Source organism: Bradyrhizobium aeschynomenes (genome assembly GCF_013178945.1).
Taxonomy (GTDB): Bacteria; Pseudomonadota; Alphaproteobacteria; order Rhizobiales; family Xanthobacteraceae; genus Bradyrhizobium; species Bradyrhizobium aeschynomenes.
Map to the genome: position 1 here is coordinate 1 of NZ_JABFDM010000004.1, position 18,839 is coordinate 18,839.

Annotated in this window: 14 protein-coding genes and 1 pseudogene; 3 read left to right on the forward strand and 12 right to left on the reverse strand. The window is 66.0% G+C overall.

Translation table 11 applies throughout. The features are described 5' to 3' along the window. The 10 genes and pseudogenes from HL666_RS12975 to sdhC form a co-directional block, all read right to left on the reverse strand. A pseudogene (locus tag HL666_RS12975) lies at positions 1–320 on the reverse strand (OmpA family protein); the annotation flags it as partial. Positions 321–565: 245 nt separating this feature from the next. Beyond that, entirely contained in the window at positions 566–784 is a 219-nt protein-coding gene (locus HL666_RS34195; protein ID WP_246739280.1) for a hypothetical protein, read from the reverse strand. After that, a complete protein-coding gene (locus tag HL666_RS12980) occupies positions 784–1,269 on the reverse strand; it encodes a pyridoxamine 5'-phosphate oxidase family protein (RefSeq protein ID WP_172113055.1) in 486 nt (161 codons plus the stop codon). The genes HL666_RS34195 and HL666_RS12980 overlap by 1 nt, the downstream gene beginning before the upstream one ends. 91 nt (positions 1,270–1,360) lie before the next feature. Further along, on the reverse strand, positions 1,361–2,188 hold the full coding sequence (locus HL666_RS12985; RefSeq protein WP_172181820.1) for an FkbM family methyltransferase: 828 nt from the start codon (positions 2,186–2,188) through the stop codon (positions 1,361–1,363). A 136-nt stretch (positions 2,189–2,324) separates the two neighbouring features. Further along, a complete protein-coding gene (locus HL666_RS12990) occupies positions 2,325–4,280 on the reverse strand; it encodes an ABC transporter ATP-binding protein/permease (protein ID WP_172113057.1) in 1,956 nt (651 codons plus the stop codon). A gap of 60 nt (positions 4,281–4,340) precedes the next feature. Beyond that, positions 4,341–6,491, reverse strand: a complete 2,151-nt coding sequence (locus HL666_RS12995; RefSeq protein ID WP_172113058.1) for an ATP-binding protein — start codon at positions 6,489–6,491, stop codon at positions 4,341–4,343. A 122-nt stretch (positions 6,492–6,613) separates the two neighbouring features. After that, positions 6,614–7,396 carry a succinate dehydrogenase iron-sulfur subunit gene (locus tag HL666_RS13000; protein ID WP_172113059.1) on the reverse strand — a complete coding sequence of 261 codons (783 nt, stop codon included), beginning with the start codon at positions 7,394–7,396 and terminating at the stop codon, positions 6,614–6,616. A gap of 34 nt (positions 7,397–7,430) precedes the next feature. Further along, a complete protein-coding gene (gene sdhA / locus HL666_RS13005; protein ID WP_172113060.1) occupies positions 7,431–9,269 on the reverse strand; it encodes a succinate dehydrogenase flavoprotein subunit in 1,839 nt (612 codons plus the stop codon). Positions 9,270–9,272: 3 nt separating this feature from the next. Continuing rightward, positions 9,273–9,647: a succinate dehydrogenase, hydrophobic membrane anchor protein gene (sdhD, locus tag HL666_RS13010; protein ID WP_172113083.1), complete on the reverse strand. Its 375-nt coding sequence runs from the start codon at positions 9,645–9,647 to the stop codon at positions 9,273–9,275. 20 nt (positions 9,648–9,667) lie between these two features. After that, the gene (gene sdhC / locus HL666_RS13015) at positions 9,668–10,066 is read right to left on the reverse strand and encodes a succinate dehydrogenase, cytochrome b556 subunit (RefSeq protein WP_015663402.1); all 399 of its coding nucleotides are present in this window, start codon (positions 10,064–10,066) and stop codon (positions 9,668–9,670) included. 570 nt (positions 10,067–10,636) lie between these two features. Here sdhC and HL666_RS13020 point away from each other — a divergent pair. Beyond that, a complete protein-coding gene (locus HL666_RS13020) occupies positions 10,637–10,894 on the forward strand; it encodes a hypothetical protein (protein ID WP_172113061.1) in 258 nt (85 codons plus the stop codon). Between the two features lie 7 nt (positions 10,895–10,901). On the opposite strand, the gene HL666_RS13025 is transcribed toward HL666_RS13020, so the two are convergent. Next, complete coding sequence (locus HL666_RS13025; protein WP_172181821.1) at positions 10,902–12,428, reverse strand: malonate--CoA ligase; 1,527 nt, start codon at positions 12,426–12,428, stop codon at positions 10,902–10,904. A 179-nt stretch (positions 12,429–12,607) separates the two neighbouring features. On the opposite strand from HL666_RS13025, the gene HL666_RS13030 reads away from it, so the two are divergent. Then, positions 12,608–13,366 carry an SDR family oxidoreductase gene (locus tag HL666_RS13030; RefSeq protein WP_172181822.1) on the forward strand — a complete coding sequence of 253 codons (759 nt, stop codon included), beginning with the start codon at positions 12,608–12,610 and terminating at the stop codon, positions 13,364–13,366. A gap of 859 nt (positions 13,367–14,225) precedes the next feature. On the opposite strand, the gene bamA is transcribed toward HL666_RS13030, so the two are convergent. Continuing rightward, positions 14,226–16,730, reverse strand: a complete 2,505-nt coding sequence (gene bamA, locus HL666_RS13035; protein WP_172181823.1) for an outer membrane protein assembly factor BamA — start codon at positions 16,728–16,730, stop codon at positions 14,226–14,228. Between the two features lie 884 nt (positions 16,731–17,614). On the opposite strand from bamA, the gene HL666_RS13040 reads away from it, so the two are divergent. Further along, positions 17,615–18,829 carry an aminotransferase class I/II-fold pyridoxal phosphate-dependent enzyme gene (locus HL666_RS13040; RefSeq protein ID WP_172132613.1) on the forward strand — a complete coding sequence of 405 codons (1,215 nt, stop codon included), beginning with the start codon at positions 17,615–17,617 and terminating at the stop codon, positions 18,827–18,829. The last annotated feature ends 10 nt before the right edge of the window (positions 18,830–18,839 follow it).

Sequence of the window (18,839 nt, forward strand, 5' to 3'; positions counted from 1 at the left end):
GGTGGGGGCGGCGGAGGCGGGGCCGGGCGCGGTGCCGCAGCGGGCGGTGGAGGCGGAGGTGGCGCCGGGCGCGGCGCGGCAGCGGGCGGCGGAGGCGCCTGATGCGGAGGCGCAGCCGGCGGCGCGGCGCCAGGACCCTGACGTTGCGGCTGTCCCTGCTGCGGCTGCTTCGGTCGACCGTCGGGACCGACCTCTCCGCCAGGCCCGCCCGGACCTTGGGCCATGATCATGGGCGCGCTCTGCGCGTAGGATGCGGAGTTCGTCAGTTGCATCGCCGACAGCGCGGTCGTCGCAAGCAGCAGAACGCGAAGTTTGCTCATGTGTCCTGGTTTCCCGAAACGTTCTTTTTGAAGCACGGAGTGATCAACGTTTATGCGTTAGGCTGGATTGTGGCGCAGTTCAAACCCGCGAGCGGATTTATTTCGACGCGAACTGGTCGCCGGACCACTGCCATTCATGTTTCATTCAGTCATGATTTTCAAAGGCTTGGCGGAACACCACGCGAAGAAAGCCGGCATCCGGCCGGCCTTCTCTCTTGTCCATCATGATCACGGTTCAACCGCGGTCAATCCGTGACCGGATTGGGGGTGGTCGGACTGAGCGGGCCGCGGCCCGGTACTTCGTCGGGTGCCTGTCCCGGCAACTCACGCGGCGGCGCAGGCGTATCCGGCTCATGCACCGGCGGCGGCACTTCGGGGCTGGGGTTGCCGACCGGGTCCTCGGGCGGCGGCTCGACGGGGTGCCCGGGGGTTGCAGGCGGGATTTCTGGCGGCTCGATCGGCATCACATCGCGACCTTGCGATTGTCGCCGACGTCGGGCCGCGTGCCGGTCACGGCAGCCGCGGCCATCTTGACGTAGCTCACCACCGTGCCGGGCGAATCCCAGAACTCGGCGTCATCAGGCGTAATCCGCAGCAGGCGAATGTTCGGATCCTCGGCGCTGTCCCACCACGCCTTGGCCGTCGTCGTGAACAGCTCGCGGATCTTGACCCGATCGTTGGAAATGGCCGCGGTGCCGGTCAGCGAGACGTATTTCTGGCTGCCGGCATCGGCGAAAGCCAGGTTCACCTGTGGCGAACGCGCGATCTCCTCGTCCTTGTGATGCCGCGCATCGGTGAGGAAATAGATCATGCCTTCATCGCGGGCGAGATAGGCGCTCATCGGCCGCGACCGCAGCCTGTCACCGTCGCGGGTGACCAGCATGGCGAAGCCGATCTTCTTCATCAGATCCCAGACGCGATCCTGATCGCGCATGTCGTCGGTGCTCATGATTCGCTCCTGAATGATCAGGAACGTCAACGCCGCGCGGCCCCGCGATGTTCCGGGCTGTGCCGCGGAACTGCCGTGAATCCGCTCTCCCTCAGTCGCGCAGGAGGAGGGTGTTGCTGCGCGTGCGGCCGACCTCGCGGTAGCCGCGGCTGGTCATGTCGGCGAGACAATCGTTCTGCCACTCGTCGCGCGACAAGTGCTCGATCACGATAGCCCGCGGCCACAGCACGGAGGGCGCGTCGCGGAAGAAGCAGGTCAGCACGCGGTCCTCGAAGCCTTCGACATCGATCTTCAGCGCGTCAAGCTTTGTTGCACCGGCTCGTTCCAGGATGGCCTGCAGCCGCAGCGACGGGACCCTGAAGGCCTCGCCGCCGGCGGTGCCGGTGACGACGTGGCTGGCGCCGAGATTGTCACCGTCGGTTTCGATCATGACCTCGCCGTCGCTGTCACCCGCCGCAGCGGCGACGAGCGTGACTTGGGCCAGCGCGGATGCATCGCGGTTGAAGCTGAGCCGCGCATGGGTCACCGGGTGCGGCTCGATCGCGATCACGCGACCGCGCGGCCCGACGTGACGCGCGAGCGGCAAGGCGAATGTCCCGACATTGGCGCCAACGTCGACGGCGACGCCTCCTTCCGGGAGGTGGCTGCGCAAAAAGTCGAGCTCCTCGCGGTTGTAGTCGGGATTGAACAGCGCACCGCGCTCGGTCGCGCTGACCTGATGGTGGAAGCGGAAATTGGCGCCCTGATAGTCGACGTCGAGCGGTCCGGCCCGCAGCAGGTTGACGAACCGCGTCAGCATCGGTCGGAATGCACCGCGCTTCAACCCCGAACCATGCGCCAGCCGGATCACCAGGGCCTGCGCGGCATTGGGTGCGAAGGCTCCGAAAGGGGCCGGAGAAGGATCGTTGTCGGGCGTCAAGGTCGGGTCCTGGAATGAGGGCGCCGAGTGATAGCCGGTTTTGCCGCCGACTCCAATGCAGCCGAGATGGCCGCATTGTGGTCTCACCGCGACAACGCCCCGGCTCGCGCCAGACGTGCCGATGTCTCTGCGCCGGTCAGGCCGCCTTGCGCTGGCGCAGGAAGCGTCCGATCAGGCGCCGCTTGCCCTTGCGGGGAATGAGATCGATGTCGCTGACGAGCTTGGCGCCGCCCTTGCGCCGCTCCAGCACGATCTTGCGGCTGTGGAAAGCCTCGAGCTCGGCGCGATGCGCGACGCTGACGATGGTCGCCTTGGGCAATTCGCTCGTCACCATCTGCATCATCTGGTCCTGACTCTTTTCGTCGAGCGCGGACGTCGCCTCGTCGAGAACGACGATGTCGGGCCTGTGCAGCAGCAGGCGTGCAAAGGCAAGACGCTGCTTCTCGCCGCCGGACAGCGTCTGGTCCCATGGCGCCTCCTCCTCGATCCGATCCCTGAGATGATCGAGGCCGACCTTGTGGAGCGCTTCTCCAACCTGGTCCACGCTCCAGTCCTCGGCGGCGCCCGGATAGGCGACGGCACGGCGGAGACTGCCCGAGGGGACGTAAGGCCGCTGCGGCAGCATGAACAGCTGGCGGTCGGGGTGGAAGTTGATGCTGCCGCCACCCCAGGGCCAGAGGCCGGCGATCGCACGCACCAGCGTGCTCTTGCCTGTCCCCGATTCACCGGCGACGAGCAGTCGCTCGCCGGCATCGACCACGACCTCGGTCTCGCCGACGACCGCGGTGCCGTCGTCGAGCGTCACCGACAGATCATTCAGGGTCAGCATCGCCTCGCCCGTGGTCTCGCCACGCTTGATGCGGCCGAGACCATCGCCGCGCTCGGCGCGCTCCAGCGCATCCAGCGACATCATCAGCGAGGCGATACGGCGAGCGCAGGCGTTCCAGTCGGCGAGCCGCGGATAGTTGTCGACGAGCCAGCCGAAGGCCGTCTGCACGATCGTGAACGCGCTCGCCGCCTGCATCACCTGGCCGAGCGTCATGCTGCCGTCGAGGAATTTTGGCGCGCACAGCAGCAGCGGCACGACCGGCGCGATGAGACTCGAGCCCTGCGATACCAGGGTGGTGCGCATGTGCTGGCCGGCGAGCCGCGCCCATTGCCGCAGCACGTTGCCGAAGGTCCTGTCGATGCCGGCGCGCTCCTCGGTCTCGCCGCCAAGCAGCGCGATGCTTTCGCCATTCTCGCGCACGCGCGTCAGGGTGTAGCGAAAATCGGCCTCGGCCTGGTTCTTGTCCTCGGAGGTCTGCACGAAGCGGCGGCCGATCGTCATGATCGAGCCCGAGGCGATGGCCGCGTAAACGATCGCCGCGATCACCAGAAAGCCCGGGATGGTGAACTCGGTGCCGCCGAGGTGCAGCGTCAGCGCGCCGCCGATTGTCCAGAGCACGACGATGAAGGTCACGGCCGAAAGCAGCGCCGAGCTCACGCCTGCCACGAAGTCGACGGGCGAGTCCGTCGCGATGCGAAGATCCTCGGCGATCCGGTATTCCGGGTTCTTATGATCGCCACTGACGAGATTGAGCTGATAGTAGCGTCCGTTGGTCAGCCAGCGCGTCACCACGCTATTGGTCAGCCAGGCGCGCCAGCGCCGCTGGATCGCCATGCGCGCGTAGACTTGCGCAACGCCGAGGATGACGCTGCCGATCGCCAGGGGGAAGAAGATCGCGGTCAGATGAAAGACGGTCGCGGAATCGCGTTTCTCGATCGCATCGAAGATCGACCTGTTCCAGACATTGATGCCGTATTGGAACGCGACCGTGCCGACGATCAGGACGAGGAGACCGATCGTGAACGGCCACGCCAGGCGATCGCCCGTTTTTCCCCAGTAGCCGCGTGCGCTGATCCAGAACCGCGTGAGCAGATAGCGTTTGCGAACCTGCTCGGCCTCTTCAGGCGTCAGCTCCGGATCGGGCTCGACGACCTCCGGTGGTGGTGGCTCGACGTGATCGCCATTTTCGGCGGCGATCTCGATGATCGGCGCCGGCGCAGGCTCCGAAACAGCGGGCCGCTCGGTGTCCTGGACCTGTCCCATGCCGCAATAACAGCAGCCTGAGTAGAAGGTTCCCGGCCAGGGTTCCCCGTTTGCAACCGGTTAGCGCACCTCCGAATTCGGCGCCACCGGCGGCGCACGATGGTGCGGCACCGGGGCGACCTTGTGCAGCACGCGCGACAATTCCTCGATGGAGTAGGGCTTGCGCAGCAGCTCGAAGCCATTGGTGCCCTGCTGGGCCAGGACGTGGCTGTAGCCGCTCGCGAGCACGACGGGAATGTTCAGATCGAGCCGGCGAATCTCCTCCGCGAGCTCGAGTCCCGTCATTCCCGGCATGACGACATCCGTGAACACCACGTCGAACCGGCTGGCGCCGCCGACCAGCTCTTCCAGGGCGTCCCTGGCATTGTCGACCAGCGTGGTGAGATAGCCGAGCTCGGCCAGCGCCTCGGTCGCCGATCTCCCGACATCGATGTTGTCCTCGACCACCAGCACCGACATGCCCCGCCCGCCGATCGGCGCCGCGTGGCCGGCAGCTTCGCTCCGCGGCTCATGCGACGGCGCTACCCGCGGCAGATAGAGCGTGAAGGTGGCGCCGCGGCCGACTTCGCTGGTCACGCCGATTTCACCGCCGGACTGCTTGGCGAAGCCGAACACCTGCGACAGACCAAGACCGGTGCCGTGGCCGATGGTCTTGGTGGTGAAGAACGGCTCGAAGATGCGGCTGAACTGGTCCTGCGGGATTCCGATGCCGGTGTCCTGCACCGCAATGGCGACATAGCCGAGCGGCGGGCGGTGGTGCGGCGCGACGGGTGTTGGCAGATCGGACGCGGGGGCAACGGCGATGCTCAGAAGTCCTTGACCGGCCATGGCGTCGCGGGCATTGACGGCCATGTTGATCAGGGCCGTCTCGAACTGGCCGGCGTCGGCATTGACGTAGCAGGGCTCGGGCGGCACCGAAGTCACGACCTCGATGCGCGAGCCGACCAGGGTCTTGGTCATGTCGCGCAGGGCGACGACGCTGCGGCCGATGTCGAACACCTCGGGTTTCAGGGTCTGCCGGCGCGCAAAGGCCAGCAGCTGCGAGGTCAGCTTGGACGCCCGTGCGACGGTGTCAGAGATCGCGTCGATATAGCGCTGCCGCCGCTCGTCCGGCAGGTTGGGGCGGCGCAGCAGGTCGGCCGAGGCGCGGATCACCGTGAGCAGGTTGTTGAAGTCGTGCGCGACGCCGCCGGTCAGCTGGCCCAGCGCCTCCATGCGCTGGCCATGCTTGAGGGCATCCTCGGCCTCCAGGCGACGGGCGGCCTCGACGTAGAAGTGCTCGGTCCGGCGCCGGGCGAGGGTGAGGAAGATGATCAGCAGGACCGTTGCAGGAATGCCGAAGATCAGGTGCCGGCTCATGGTGCCAAGCCAGCGGTTGCGGATCGTCGCCGTGTCCAATCCGGCGGAGACGTAGACAGGATAGCCGGCCAGACGCTGGTAGCCGACGCGGCGCTCGATTGCATCAAGCGGCGAGGTCTCCGTGACCAGTCGGTCGGTGTCGGCGGCCATGGCCGGGATGTCGTGCGGGGCCGGGCCCGCGCTTCGCTCCGTCACCGGGAAGCGGGCGAGAACGAGACCGTCAAACCGCCGCAGCGCGAAGTAGCTGCCGGGGGCACGTCCGATGCGGGCATAGAAGTGCTCGAAATAGTCGGGCAGCACGGACGTCTGGATGATGCCGGTGAAGCTGCCGTCGTCGGACTGGCGGCGGCGGCTGATGCTGAAGAAGGCTGCGCCCTGATAGGGCGAGCGCGGCGTCAAGGTCGCGCCGATGAAGGTGCCGACGCTCTCCTTGACATGGGCGTCGAAGTAGTCGCGGTCCAGGAACGACATGTCCGGTGCCGGGTAGAGCATGCTGTTGACCAGCGGCCGGCCATGGGCGTCGAACACCCAGGCCGACTTCAGCTGCGGCAGCGCATCCGACAGCTGACGCAGTCGTGCATGCAGCACCTGCTCGCGCGCCTTGATATCCGCATCGGTGAGGTCGCGAACGATCTCGTCGATTTCCGACAGGCTGCGATCGATGGTCTCGAACACCTTCAGCGCATGCTCGTGGACGACGTCCAGCGAGCGGCGGATCTCGCGGTCGGCTTCCTCATAGGTCGTGCCGTAGGACACATAGCCCGCGATGAGGAAAAGCGCGACGGGCAGCGCCAGCGATGCGACCATCATCCAGCGCAGCATCGTCAGCGATTTGCGTTGTGCGGTCTGCACGGTCGCTCCGGCCCCAGAAGGCCACGAGCTTAACGCAATCGTTGCCGGCGACAAACCAGCTGCGCCCGGAACTTATGACGTTTCCGGGCGCGAAAGGTACAACGGCGAACCCTGCCGGGCGGCTAGATCTGCCGCTCGACCAGCTTGAGCTTGAGCTCGGCGATCGCCTCGGCCGGGTTCAACCCCTTCGGGCACGCCTTGGCGCAGTTCATGATGGTGTGGCAGCGGTAGAGACGGAACGGATCCTCGAGATTGTCGAGCCGTTCGCCGGTCGCCTCGTCGCGGCTGTCCTTGACCCAGCGCGTCGCCTGCAGCAGCGCGGCCGGACCGAGATAGCGCTCGCTGTTCCACCAATAGCTCGGGCACGAGGTCGAGCAGCAGGCGCACAGGATGCACTCGTAGAGGCCGTCGAGCTTCTCGCGATCCTCGTGGCTCTGCCGCCATTCCTTCTGCGGCGTCGGCGAGGTCGTCTTGAGCCAGGGCTCGATCGAGGCGTACTGGGCGTAGAAGTTGGTGAGGTCCGGCACGAGGTCCTTGACCACCGGCTGGTGCGGCAGCGGATTGATCTTGACCGCGCCGTCCTTGACGTCGTGCATCGAGCGGGTGCAGGCGAGCGTGTTCTGGCCATCGATGTTCATCGCACAGGAGCCGCAGACGCCTTCGCGGCAGGAGCGGCGGAAGGTCAGCGACGGGTCGATGTGATTCTTGATCCAGATCAGGCCGTCGAGCACCATCGGGCCGCAATCGTTGACGTCGACATAGTAGGTGTCGACGCTCGGATTCTTGCCGTCGTCCGGATTCCAGCGATAGACCTTGAACTCGCGGACCTCGGTGGCGCCCGCCGGCTTCGGCCACGTCTTGCCGCCGGTGATCTGCGAATTCTTCGGAAGTGCGAACTCAGCCATTTCGATAGGCCTTCTCAGGTTATGACGGACGGGCTCAGTACACCCGCGCCTTGGGCGGAATGTACTGGACGTCGTTGGTCATGGTGTAGTTGTGCACCGGGCGGTAATCGATCGTCGTCTTGCCGTCCTTGTTGTCGATCCACGCCAGCGTGTGCTTCATCCAGCTCTTGTCGTCGCGGTCCGGGAAGTCCTCGCGCGCATGCGCGCCGCGGCTCTCGGTGCGATTGACCGCGGAGTCCATGGTCACCACCGCCTGGGCGATGAGATTGTCGAACTCGAGCGTCTCGATCAGATCGGAATTCCACACCAGCGAGCGGTCGGACACGGCGATGTCGCCGATGCCGCCATACACCTTGTGAATGAGGTTATGGCCTTCCTGCAGCACCTCGCCGGTGCGGAACACGGCGCAGTTGGTCTGCATCACGTGCTGCATGCTCTCGCGCAGTTTCGCCGTCGGCGTACCGCCGGACGAATGGCGGTAGTGATCGAGACGGCCGAGCGCGAGATCCGCGGAATCCTTCGGCAGATCGGGCTGCTTGCCGTTCGGCGTCAGCTTTTCGGCCAGCCGCAGCGCCGCGGCGCGGCCGAACACTACGAGGTCGATCAGCGAGTTGGAGCCGAGCCGGTTGGCGCCGTGCACGGAGACGCAGGCCGCCTCGCCAACGGCCATCAGGCCGGGAACGATCGCATTGTCGTCGCCGTCCTTCTTGGTCAGCACCTCGGCGTGATAGTTGGTCGGGATGCCGCCCATGTTGTAGTGCACCGTCGGCACGATCGGGATCGGCTCGCGGGTGACGTCGACATTGGCGAAGATCTTGGCCGACTCGGAGATGCCCGGCAGACGCTCGGCCAGCACCTTCGGATCGAGATGGTCGAGATGCAGGAAGATGTGGTCCTTCTTCTTGCCGACGCCGCGGCCTTCGCGGATCTCGATGGTCATCGCGCGCGAGACGACGTCGCGCGAGGCGAGGTCCTTGGCGGAGGGCGCATAGCGCTCCATGAAGCGCTCGCCCTCGGAGTTGACGAGATAGCCGCCCTCGCCGCGCGCACCCTCGGTCACCAGACAGCCGGAGCCGTAGATGCCGGTCGGGTGGAACTGCACGAACTCCATGTCCTGCAGCGGCAGGCCGGCGCGCAGCGCCATGCCGCCACCGTCGCCGGTGCAGGTGTGCGCCGAGGTGCAGGAGGCATAGGCGCGGCCATAGCCGCCGGTCGCGAGGATGGTGGTCTGGGCGCGGAAGCGGTGCAGTGTGCCGTCATCCAGCTTCAGCGCGATGACGCCGCGGCAGACGCCCTGGTCGTCCATTATCAGGTCGATGGCAAAGAACTCGATGAAGAACTCCGCGGCATGGCGCAGCGACTGGCCATACATCGTGTGCAGCATCGCGTGGCCGGTGCGGTCGGCGGCGGCGCAGGTGCGCTGCGCCTGGCCCTTGCCGTAGTCCATGGTCATGCCGCCGAACGGGCGCTGGTAGATCTTGCCATCCTCGGTGCGCGAGAACGGCACGCCCCAATGCTCGAGCTCGTAGACGGCGTCCGGCGCGTTGCGCACCATGTATTCGATCGCGTCCTGGTCGCCGAGCCAGTCCGACCCCTTGACGGTGTCGTACATGTGCCAGCGCCAGTCGTCCTGATGCATGTTGCCGAGCGAGGCCGAGATGCCGCCTTGCGCCGCCACGGTGTGCGAGCGGGTCGGAAACACCTTGGTGATGCAGGCGGTGCGCAGGCCCGCCTCGCTGCAGCCGACGACGGCGCGCAGGCCCGCGCCGCCGGCGCCGACCACGACGACGTCGTAGGTGTGGTCCTCGATCGGATAGGCTTTTCCGTTCGTCGCGGGCGCGCCGTTCGCGCTGCCATTTGCTCCGCCGGCCATGGGCTAGACTCCAGTGGACAGTTTGATGAGAGCGTAGATCGAGGCGAGCGCCACGGTCACCGCAAAGAAGTTGTTGGCCATGATCGCAACGAGCTTGAGCGGCTCGTTGTGGACGTAGTCCTCGATCACCACCTGCATGCCGATCTTCATGTGCCAGCAGCTCGCGATTACGAACAGCAGCATGATCACGGCGATCGGGATCGAGCCGAGGATCTGCGCGGCACCGGCCTGGTTGCGGCCGAGCAGCATGATCACCACGACCACGACCGGCACGATCAGCAGGGTCATCGCGACCGCAGTGATGCGCTGGCGCCAGAAATCACCGGTGCCGGAATGGGCTGCCCCGAGATTGCGGACGCGGCCGAGCGGGGTCCGCATCGATTTCGCGCGTGCGTTGCTCATCGGCCGCCTCCCACTGCGTAAGCCACGATCCACACCAGAACGGTCAGGAAGATGCCGCCGATCAGGGCGCCCCAGGTGAGCGCCTCGCGCTCATTGGCCTTGAAGCCGTAGCCGAGGTCCCAGACGAAGTGGCGGATGCCGGACAACAGGTGGTGCAGCAACGCCCAGGTGTAGCCGAACACGATCAGGCGGCCGAGGAAGCTGCCCATAAAGCCCTGGACGTAGGAATAGGCGCTGGGGCCGGATGCGGCGGCGATGAGCCACCAGGCCAGCAGCAGCGTCCCGAAATATAATGCAACCCCGGTGGCGCGATGGACGATCGACAGGATCATCGTCAGCGTCCAGCGGTAGGTTTGCAGATGCGGCGAAAGCGGTCGTTCGATCCTGGCTGTCATTGGTTGCTTTGATGATTTCTTGTGGGCCGTGAACGGAAGGGGCTTGCGGCCGTGTGGATCGGCAAGGCGGCCTTTATTTACGGAGAAGGAACAGGTGTTGCAACGGACAAATGCCTCAAAACCGAACGATGATTCAATGCTACGGGACAGGTGAAGAAAGGATCAATCGCCGCCGTGGCATACCAGAAGGGGGCGCCTCCCGATGAAGCGAACTGAGATTCATCTCTATTCCCTCGGATCCGCTGCGCTCTGCATTCCCGGACCATTAAGTAACGTAGATCGTGGAGCATTGATTCACCGCTTAACTACGGTCGTGGCCTCCCCGGTTTCGCCGAGGCGCGGTCGTCGGGGCCGATGAATCTGCAAACCTGATCGGATGGATTCGCGGGACCCGAGCGAGGTGTCCGACTTCCCGGCCACGCGCCGCCGAGGCCAATCGCCACCAGCCCGCGGGCGTTCCTCCGTCCCGCGCAGCTCCAGGCCGGTCGATTTTGTCGCATGTCGGCGTCCGACGAAGCGGCCTAGGCTGAGTGGGAACGCCGGGAAAACGGCGCATGCGAGGGAGGTCCGATGCCCGTTCCCACGGTCCGGCCGACAACGACCGAACGCCCGGCTGCGCTGCCGGCGCGCAAGGCCTCTTCGCATGAGCCCGCCGAGGAGCCGCTGACCTGCGTGCTCGGCTTCGCCGCCGCCGGCCTGTTCGCGGCCTGCGCCGCGCTCGCCATCCAGCACGAGATCGCATCGCTCGCCGTCCTCGAACTGGTGCTGATCTGCGCCGCGCCGCCGCTGGCCGCACTCGCAGGTCTCGCAATCGCGCGACGGCGCTAGCACGTCGTCACTTCGTATAGATGTCCTTGTACTGATCACGCAGCACGTTCTTCTGCACCTTGCCCATGGTGTTGCGCGGCAGCTCGTCGACCACGAACACGCGCTTGGGCATCTTGAACTTGGCGAGCCGGCCGTCGAGACCCTTGAGAACACCGGCCTCGCTGACGTCGGCGCCCGGATGCTTCACGACGACGGCGGTGACGCCCTCGCCGAAATCGGCATGCGGCACGCCGATCACGGCGGACTCGACCACGCCCGGCATGGCGTCGATCTCGCTCTCGATCTCCTTCGGGTAGACGTTGAAGCCGCCGGAGATCACGAGGTCCTTGCCGCGGCCGACGATGTGCACGTAGCCTTGGCTGTCGATCTTGCCGAGGTCGCCGGTGATGAAGAAGCCGTCGTCGCGGAACTCCGACTTCGTTTTCTCCGGCATGCGCCAATAGCCCTTGAACACGTTCGGGCCCTTCACCTCGATCATGCCGATGTCGTCGCGGGCGAGCTCCTTGCCCGTCTCGGGATCGGTGACGCGCACGGCGACGCCGGGCAGCGGGAAGCCGACCGCGCCGGGGACGCGCTCGCCTTCATAGGGATTCGACGTGTTCATGTTGGTCTCGGTCATGCCGTAGCGCTCGAGCACGGCGTGGCCGGTGCGCGCGAACCACTCGCGATGGGTGTCGGCGAGCAGCGGCGCCGAGCCCGAAATGAAGAGACGCATGTGGCTGGTCGTCTCCTTCGACAGCCGCGGGTTCTGCAGCAGCCGCGTGTAGAAGGTGGGCACGCCCATCAGCACGGTCGCGCGCGCCATCAGGTTGATGATCAGGTCGGGATCGAGCTTCGGCAGGAAGATCATCGACGCCCGCGCGAACAGCGTGACGTTGCTGGCCACGAACAGGCCGTGGGTATGATAGATCGGCAGCGCGTGGATCAGCACGTCGTCCCTGGTGAAGCGCCAGTAGTCGATCAGGGTCAGCGAGTTCGAGGCGAGGTTGTCGTGAGACAGCATCGCTCCCTTGGAGCGGCCGGTGGTGCCCGAGGTGTAGAGGATCGCGGCGAGATCGTCGGAGGCGCGCGGGACGGTGGTGAAGGCGGTGTCGGCCTTGTCGGCCGCCTCGGTCAGCGAGCCCTTGCCGGACGCGTCGAGCGTCTCGACCTTGGCACCCACTTTCGCCGCGAGCGCGCCGATGCCCTCGGCCTTGGAGGGATCGCACACCACGACGGTCGGCTCGGCGTCGCCTATGAAATAGTCGAGCTCGTTGAGCGTGTAGGCGGTGTTGAGCGGCAGATAGACGCCGCCGGCTCGCACCGCGGCCAGATAGAGCACGAGGCCCGACACCGACTTCTCGGTCTGCGCCGCTACGCGATCGCCCGGCTTCACGCCACGCGCCACCAGCACATTCGCCATCTGGCCGGCGCGCGCGACCAGGTCGCCATAGGTGATGCGCTGGCCGTCATGGGTCTCGATGGCGAGCCGGCTGGGATCGTCGAGGCCGTCGAACAGGCGGGCGAACAGATTGGCGTTGGCGGCGTGGTTCATGCAACATTCCCCTGGAGCGGTGGCCGGCCGGCAGTGCCAGCCGGCGGAACATCGTGCTCGACGAAGACGAAAAGGGCCCGGACGGCTGAAAGCAGCGGCTGAAGCGCCGGGGCTGCCGTCTCTGATCGAGGCTGCCTTAGCAAAAACGCCCTTTCGAAGGCAACGGGAGACGCCAGGAAATGACCAAGGGGAAACGGATCGCGTGGATCACCGGGGGCGGTACCGGCATCGGCGAGGCCGGCGCGCTGGCGCTCGCCGCCGCGGGCTGGACCGTCGTGGTGTCGGGCCGGCGCAAGGCGGCGCTCGATGCCGTGGTGGCAAGGATCGCGGCTGATGGCGGCGCCGCCGAGGCCGTCGTGCTCGACGTCGCCAAGGCGGCTGACGTGCAGGCCGCCGCCGACGCGATCCTGATGCGTCACGGCCGCATCGATCTTCTGGTCAACTCGGCCGGCGTGAACGTGCCGCGGCGGCGCTGGGACGACATGACGCTCGAGGGCTGGAACCAGCTGGTCGAGATCAACCTCAACGGCGTGCTGTATTGCATGAAGGCGGTGCTGCCGACGATGCGCGCGCAAGCGGACGGCACCATCATCAACGTCTCGTCCTGGGCCGGCCGCCACGTCTCGAAGATGCCGGGCCCGGCCTACACCGCGACCAAGCACGCGGTGCTGGCGCTGACGCACTCCTTCAACATGGAGGAATGTATCAACGGCCTGCGCGCCTGCTGCCTGATGCCGGGCGAGGTCGCGACGCCGATCCTCGAACAACGCCCGGTGGTGCCGAGCGCCGAGGAGCAGGCGCGCATGCTGCAGCCGGAGGATCTCGGCCGGACGATCGCGTTCGTGGCCAGCATGCCGCCACGGGTGTGTGTGAACGAGATCCTGATCAGCCCGACGTGGAATCGGGGTTTCATCCAGACGCCGGCGAACAGGGAGTGAGATGGATCGATCGCCACCCTCGGCGTCATCGCCCGGCTTGACCGGGCGATCCAGTACTCCGAGACGCCTGTGACTGAATTGAGAGGCCGCGGCGTACTGGATGCCCCGCCTTCGCGGGGCATGACGGCGGGATATGCGGAAAAGTCCTCGCGACACGATGCGCCCGAGCTGTGCTGAAACTCACCGCCCTCAACTCACAGAGGGCGCGGGGAAGGCCGGGCGCTGGCCGCGCCCGTGGCCCGCCTGCAGAAAATAAAGCAGGCGGCAGTCACCACAGGTCTGGCCGAGAACGCCCGGCCTTCCCCGCGCAACGGTTTTAACGGCTGCTTCGCGTTCTCCCTGGTGCGCCGGCTTGCTGGCCACCATCCCCACGCGAAGCCAGAGCTTCGTCGTGAGTTGACATCAGCGTCGGGATGTCAGGACCGCGCGACTTGACCGTGCGTGCCTCGCCGTTCGTCCGCGCAGACTGATCCACGCTGCGTCGACACACGCCCATCGCATCCCACTGCCAACGTCTCGTGACGGTCGCGACACGCCCCTCATGCGGCAGCAGGGACGCGCGGAAATGTGCAGGTGATTTGCCCGACGACACAAGGGCTGATGCTGCGGCAAACTAACACGACGGGCAGTTTGCGCATGAGCGGGATGCTGAAAACGACGTTCACCACTGTCATTCCGGGGCGTGCGCAGCACGAGCCCGGAATCGATACGCCGTCTCCGCTATAGGTCGCACGATGTCGACCACCTGCCGTCTCACCACGGCCTGTGGTTATGATCCCGGGCTCGCGCTGCGCGCGCCCCGGGATGACGGCTGAGAGCCTAGCTGGAGCGAACTCGACGATCCCGCGTGCACCTCGCCTCAGAACGACGTTCCGCCGCCGAACCGGAACTCCTGCACGACGTCGTATTTGCCCTTGGACAGCGGCACCGCGTAGTCGAAGCGCAGCGGACCGAACGGGGAGGCCCAGATCAGGCCGACTCCGACGGAGGAGCGCACCACCTTGCTGTCGTCGTATTGCATGCCGCATTTGCAGGCCGACGTGTTGACCTCGCCGGTGGCCGCCCACGACGTCGGGCCCTGATAGCCCCATAGCGAGCCGGCATCGGCGTAGACCGAGCCCTTCAGGCCGACTTCCTTGGGCAGGAACCAGAACGGCATCTGCAGCTCGGCCGAGGCGCCCCAATATTTGGTGCCGCCGAGCGCGTCGCCGGTGACGCCGAAGCTGCGATAGGTGATGTCGCGCGGACCGATGCCGTTGGAGGCGAAGCCGCGCACCAGCGTCGGACCCATCTGGTAGTGGTCGAGCATGCGCAGGTCCTTGTCGCCGATCTTGTTCAGCACACCGCCCTGCAGATGGATCACGCTGACGATATCGGCCACCAGCGGCGTGAAGTACTTCGCGTCCACGGCCGATTTCAGATAGCTGACATTGCCGCCGACGCCGGCAAAGTCCTGGCGCCAGTCGATCAGCAGGCCGTCGGTCGGGTTCTTGGTGTTGTCGAGCGTGTTGTAGGTCAGCGTGTAGCCGAGCGCCGAGGTGAGCGCCGCGCCATCGTTCAGCTCCTTGCGCACCGCCAGGCTCGACTCGCCGTCGCCGTAGCAGCCGTAGCCGTACACGCCGGAGCTGGTCGAATTGGTCGGATCCACACCGCCGAGCACGCTCTGGACATAGGCCGGCGTCGGGTTGAAGGCGAGCAGCCCGTTGGCCGAGTTGTTGTTGCAGTTCGCGAGATAGGACGGCAGCGTGATCTCCTGCCGGTACAGCGAGTAGCGCAGCTGCAACGAGAGATCCTCGCGCAGCTGGAAGCCGAGCCGCGGGCTGAAGCCGACGGTGCGCGTGCCATAGCTGGTGTAGCTGTTGGCGAGCTGCTGGCGGTAGGAAACGTCGAGACCGAGCGCGATGCGGTAATCGAGCAGATAGGGCTCGACGAAGGACAGCGACACGCCGCGAGTATACTGCCCATAGGTGACGGCCGCCTTGGCATAAAGGCCGCGGCCGAGGAAATTGCGCTCGGAGATCGACACCTCGGCGAGCGCACCGTCGGTGGTCGAATAGCCGCCGGAGATCGAGAAGTCGCCGGTGGATTTTTCCTCGAGGTTGACCACCAGGATGACGCGGTCGCTGGACGAGCCCGGCTCCGCCGAGATCTTCACGTCCTTGAAGAAGTCGAGGTTCTTCAGCCGCCGCTCGGCGCGGTCGACCAGCGCGCGATTATACGCATCGCCCTCGGAGAGGTCGAACTCGCGGCGGATGACGTAGTCGCGGGTGCGGGTATTGCCGCGAATCACGATGCGCTCGATATAGCTGCGCGGACCCTCGTCGACCGAGAACACGATCGCCACGGTGTGCGCTTCCATGTTGCGGTCGCCGCGCGGACGCACGACCGCGAAGGCGAAGCCGCGGCGCGAGGCCTCGATCTGCATCTCCTCGACCGACTTCTCGAGCTGCTCGACATTGTAGAGCGCGCCGACACTGACGCGCGAATAGCCCCGCAGCGTGTTTCCGTCGAGGGCCGCGACGCTGGACTGGAACTGCACCGAGCCGACGCGATATTGCTGGCCTTCCTCGATCTGGAATGTGACCAGGAATCCCTTCTTCTCCGGATCGTACTCGGTCAGCGCGGCCACGACCTGGACGTCCGCATAGCCGTTCTTCAGGTAGAAGCGGCGGATCAGGTCGCGATCGGCCTCGACGCGATCGGGATCATAGATGTCGTTGTTGCCGAGGAAGCTCAGCCAATTCGATTCGTGCGTCTTGATCACGTCGCGCAGCCGCGCCGCCGAATAGGCGTTGTTGCCGACGAAGGTGATCGACTTAACGCCGGTCTTGGCGCCCTCCTCCACGGTAAAGACGAGGTCGACACGGTTGTTGGGCTGCTCGATGATCTCGGGCGTGACGCGCACGTCGTAGCGGCCGGAGCGGCGGTAGATCTCGGCGATGCGCTGCGCGTCGGACTGCACCATCGGGCGCGACAGCGTGCCGCGCGGCTTCGACTGCACTTCGGCCGTGAGCTGCTCGTCCTTGACTTTCTTGTTGCCCTCGAAGGCGACGCGGCCGATCACGGGGTTCTCGACCACGCGAACGATCAGCCGACCGCCCTGCTGCTCGATCTTCACGTCTGCGAACAGCCCGGTCCCGACCAGCGCCTTGAGCCCGTCATCGACCTGGCCGGCGTCGAGCGTGCCGGACGAGCCCGGCTTGAAGTAGGAGCGGATGGTGTCGGCCTCGATGCGCCTGTTGCCCTCGACGGTGATCGAGCTCGCAGCCACGGCGGGCGCCGCCACCGCCCTATCGGGCAGCGACGAAACGGGCATGGCCAGCAACATCAGGGCAAGCACGCCCGGCAGTCTCAGACGCATCATCGACGCTCTTTCGAAATGGAAGTCTCCGGCGCGCCGCATCTGTCGGCACGCCCACGGGAATCGGTGATGCCCGTCAAAGATGGTCGAGATGCGCCAATCTCGTTTCGCGAAATGTCGATTGATGCCGAGTGTGACGAAGTATTTCCGGTCAGACAAACTAACAGCGCAGCGAGGGACCTGCAGCTATCCGCCCATATTGAAGTGTGGCATCCTCACTGGCACCGGGAAGCCACAGCCGGCGTGGACATCTTCGTTAAGAAATCGGCCGGGCCACGCAGCACGGGACGTCTTCCGACATCAAATTCTACAAAATGACGAACACCGGCAATACGCCGGAAAAGCGACCATGCTAACTGGTGAGCATCCGAACTAAGCCCCCAAGTAGTTCGGACAAGGCCCGGTGCGCGCAGATTCCCATACTTATTCCGGCGCACCGGGCCGCCCGTTTTTCGAGTTGACGCGATGCCAGTAGATGCGCCCTCTCCCCTTGTGGGAGAGGGCATGTACGAGGGTGCGGCAGGCTCGGTTAGGTGAGGGGTTTCTCTCCACGAGTGGCGCGCGGAGAGAGACCCCTCACCCAAGCGCGTGCGCAGAAAAGCCGTTGATGCCCTCTCCCACAAGGGGAGAGGGCGCTGTATCGGAGAGCGCGCCCGCGGCTGCCGGCCTATCCGACGCCCGACCGGTTCCCTCCGCCGGCGCCCGAATCACCACAATGTCCGCCGCTGTTGCGAAATTGCCTCTGGATTGGGCGAGGAAAAACGATCAAAACGGGTGGCAGCGCCGATGGTTAATCGCGTCTTAACCTCGCCCCACCTATGGTGACCGCAACGGCACCGGTTCATGGGCGATCGGCGGCTTCCACTGGTTTGGCGCGCGTTTTACGTATGGCAATGACCGCTTCATCCCCCGCGCCCGCTGGCGCCAGCCATTCGGAGAGCGAACGCTCGCCGTTTGCGCGGCTGAACGAGCTGCTCGCCCCCTATCAGCCGGGCAAGCCGATGATCACGCTCGCCGTCGGTGAGCCGCAGCATCCGGTGCCGGATTTCGTCGGGCCCGTGCTGGCGCAGCACATCGCCGATTTCGGCCGCTATCCCGCCGCCAAGGGCATCGAGCCGTTTCGCAAGGCGGCGGCCGGCTGGCTGGCACGCCGATTCGCGCTGCCGCGCGCGGTTGATCCCGAGCATGAAATCCTGGTGCTGAACGGCAGCCGCGAGGGCCTGTTCTTCGCCGCGCATGCCGCGCTTCGTCACGTCGGCCCGCGCCGCGGCAAGCCCGCGATCCTGATGCCGAACCCGTTCTATCCGGTGTATGGCGTCGGCGCCCGCACCGCCGGCTGCGACTCCGTCTATCTGCCGACGACGCGCGACAACGGCTTCCTGCCGGACCTCGACGCGATCGACGAGGCGACCTTGGCGCGCACGGTCGCGTTCTACATCGCCACGCCGGCGAACCCGCAAGGCTCGGTGGCATCAGCGGACTACATGCGCAAGCTGGTCCGGCTCGCCGACCGCTTTGGTTTTCTGATCTTCAGCGACGAATGCTATTCGGAGATCTACACGAAGGCGGTGCCCGGCAGCATGCTCGAGCATGCCGGGCCCGACTACACCAACGTCGTCGCATTCCAGTCGCTGTCGAAGCGCTCCAACGTGCCGGGCATGCGGATCGGCTTTGCCGCCGGCGACCGCAAGTTTCTCGCCGCCTTCCACGAGCTGCGCAACGTCGCCGCGCCGCAGGTGCCGGTGCCGCTGCAGCACGTCGCGGTTGCCGCCTATGCGGACGAGGATCACGTCGAGGAGAACCGGCGTCTGTACCGCGCCAAGTTCGATCTCGCCGACCAGATCATCGGCAACCGCTACGGCTACCGGAGGCCCGATGGCGGCTTCTGCGTCTGGCTCGACGTCGCCGATCGCGGCGGTGACGAGGAGGTGACGGTCAGGCTGTATCGCGACGCTGGCGTGCGCGTGGTGCCCGGCAGCTATCTGGCGCGGTTGCAACCCGACGGCTTCAATCCGGGTGTCGGCTACATCAGGCTGGCGCTGGTGGCCGATGCCGCCTCGACCGGCGAGGCGCTGCACCGGCTGGTCGAGACTCTCGGATAATCGCGGGGCT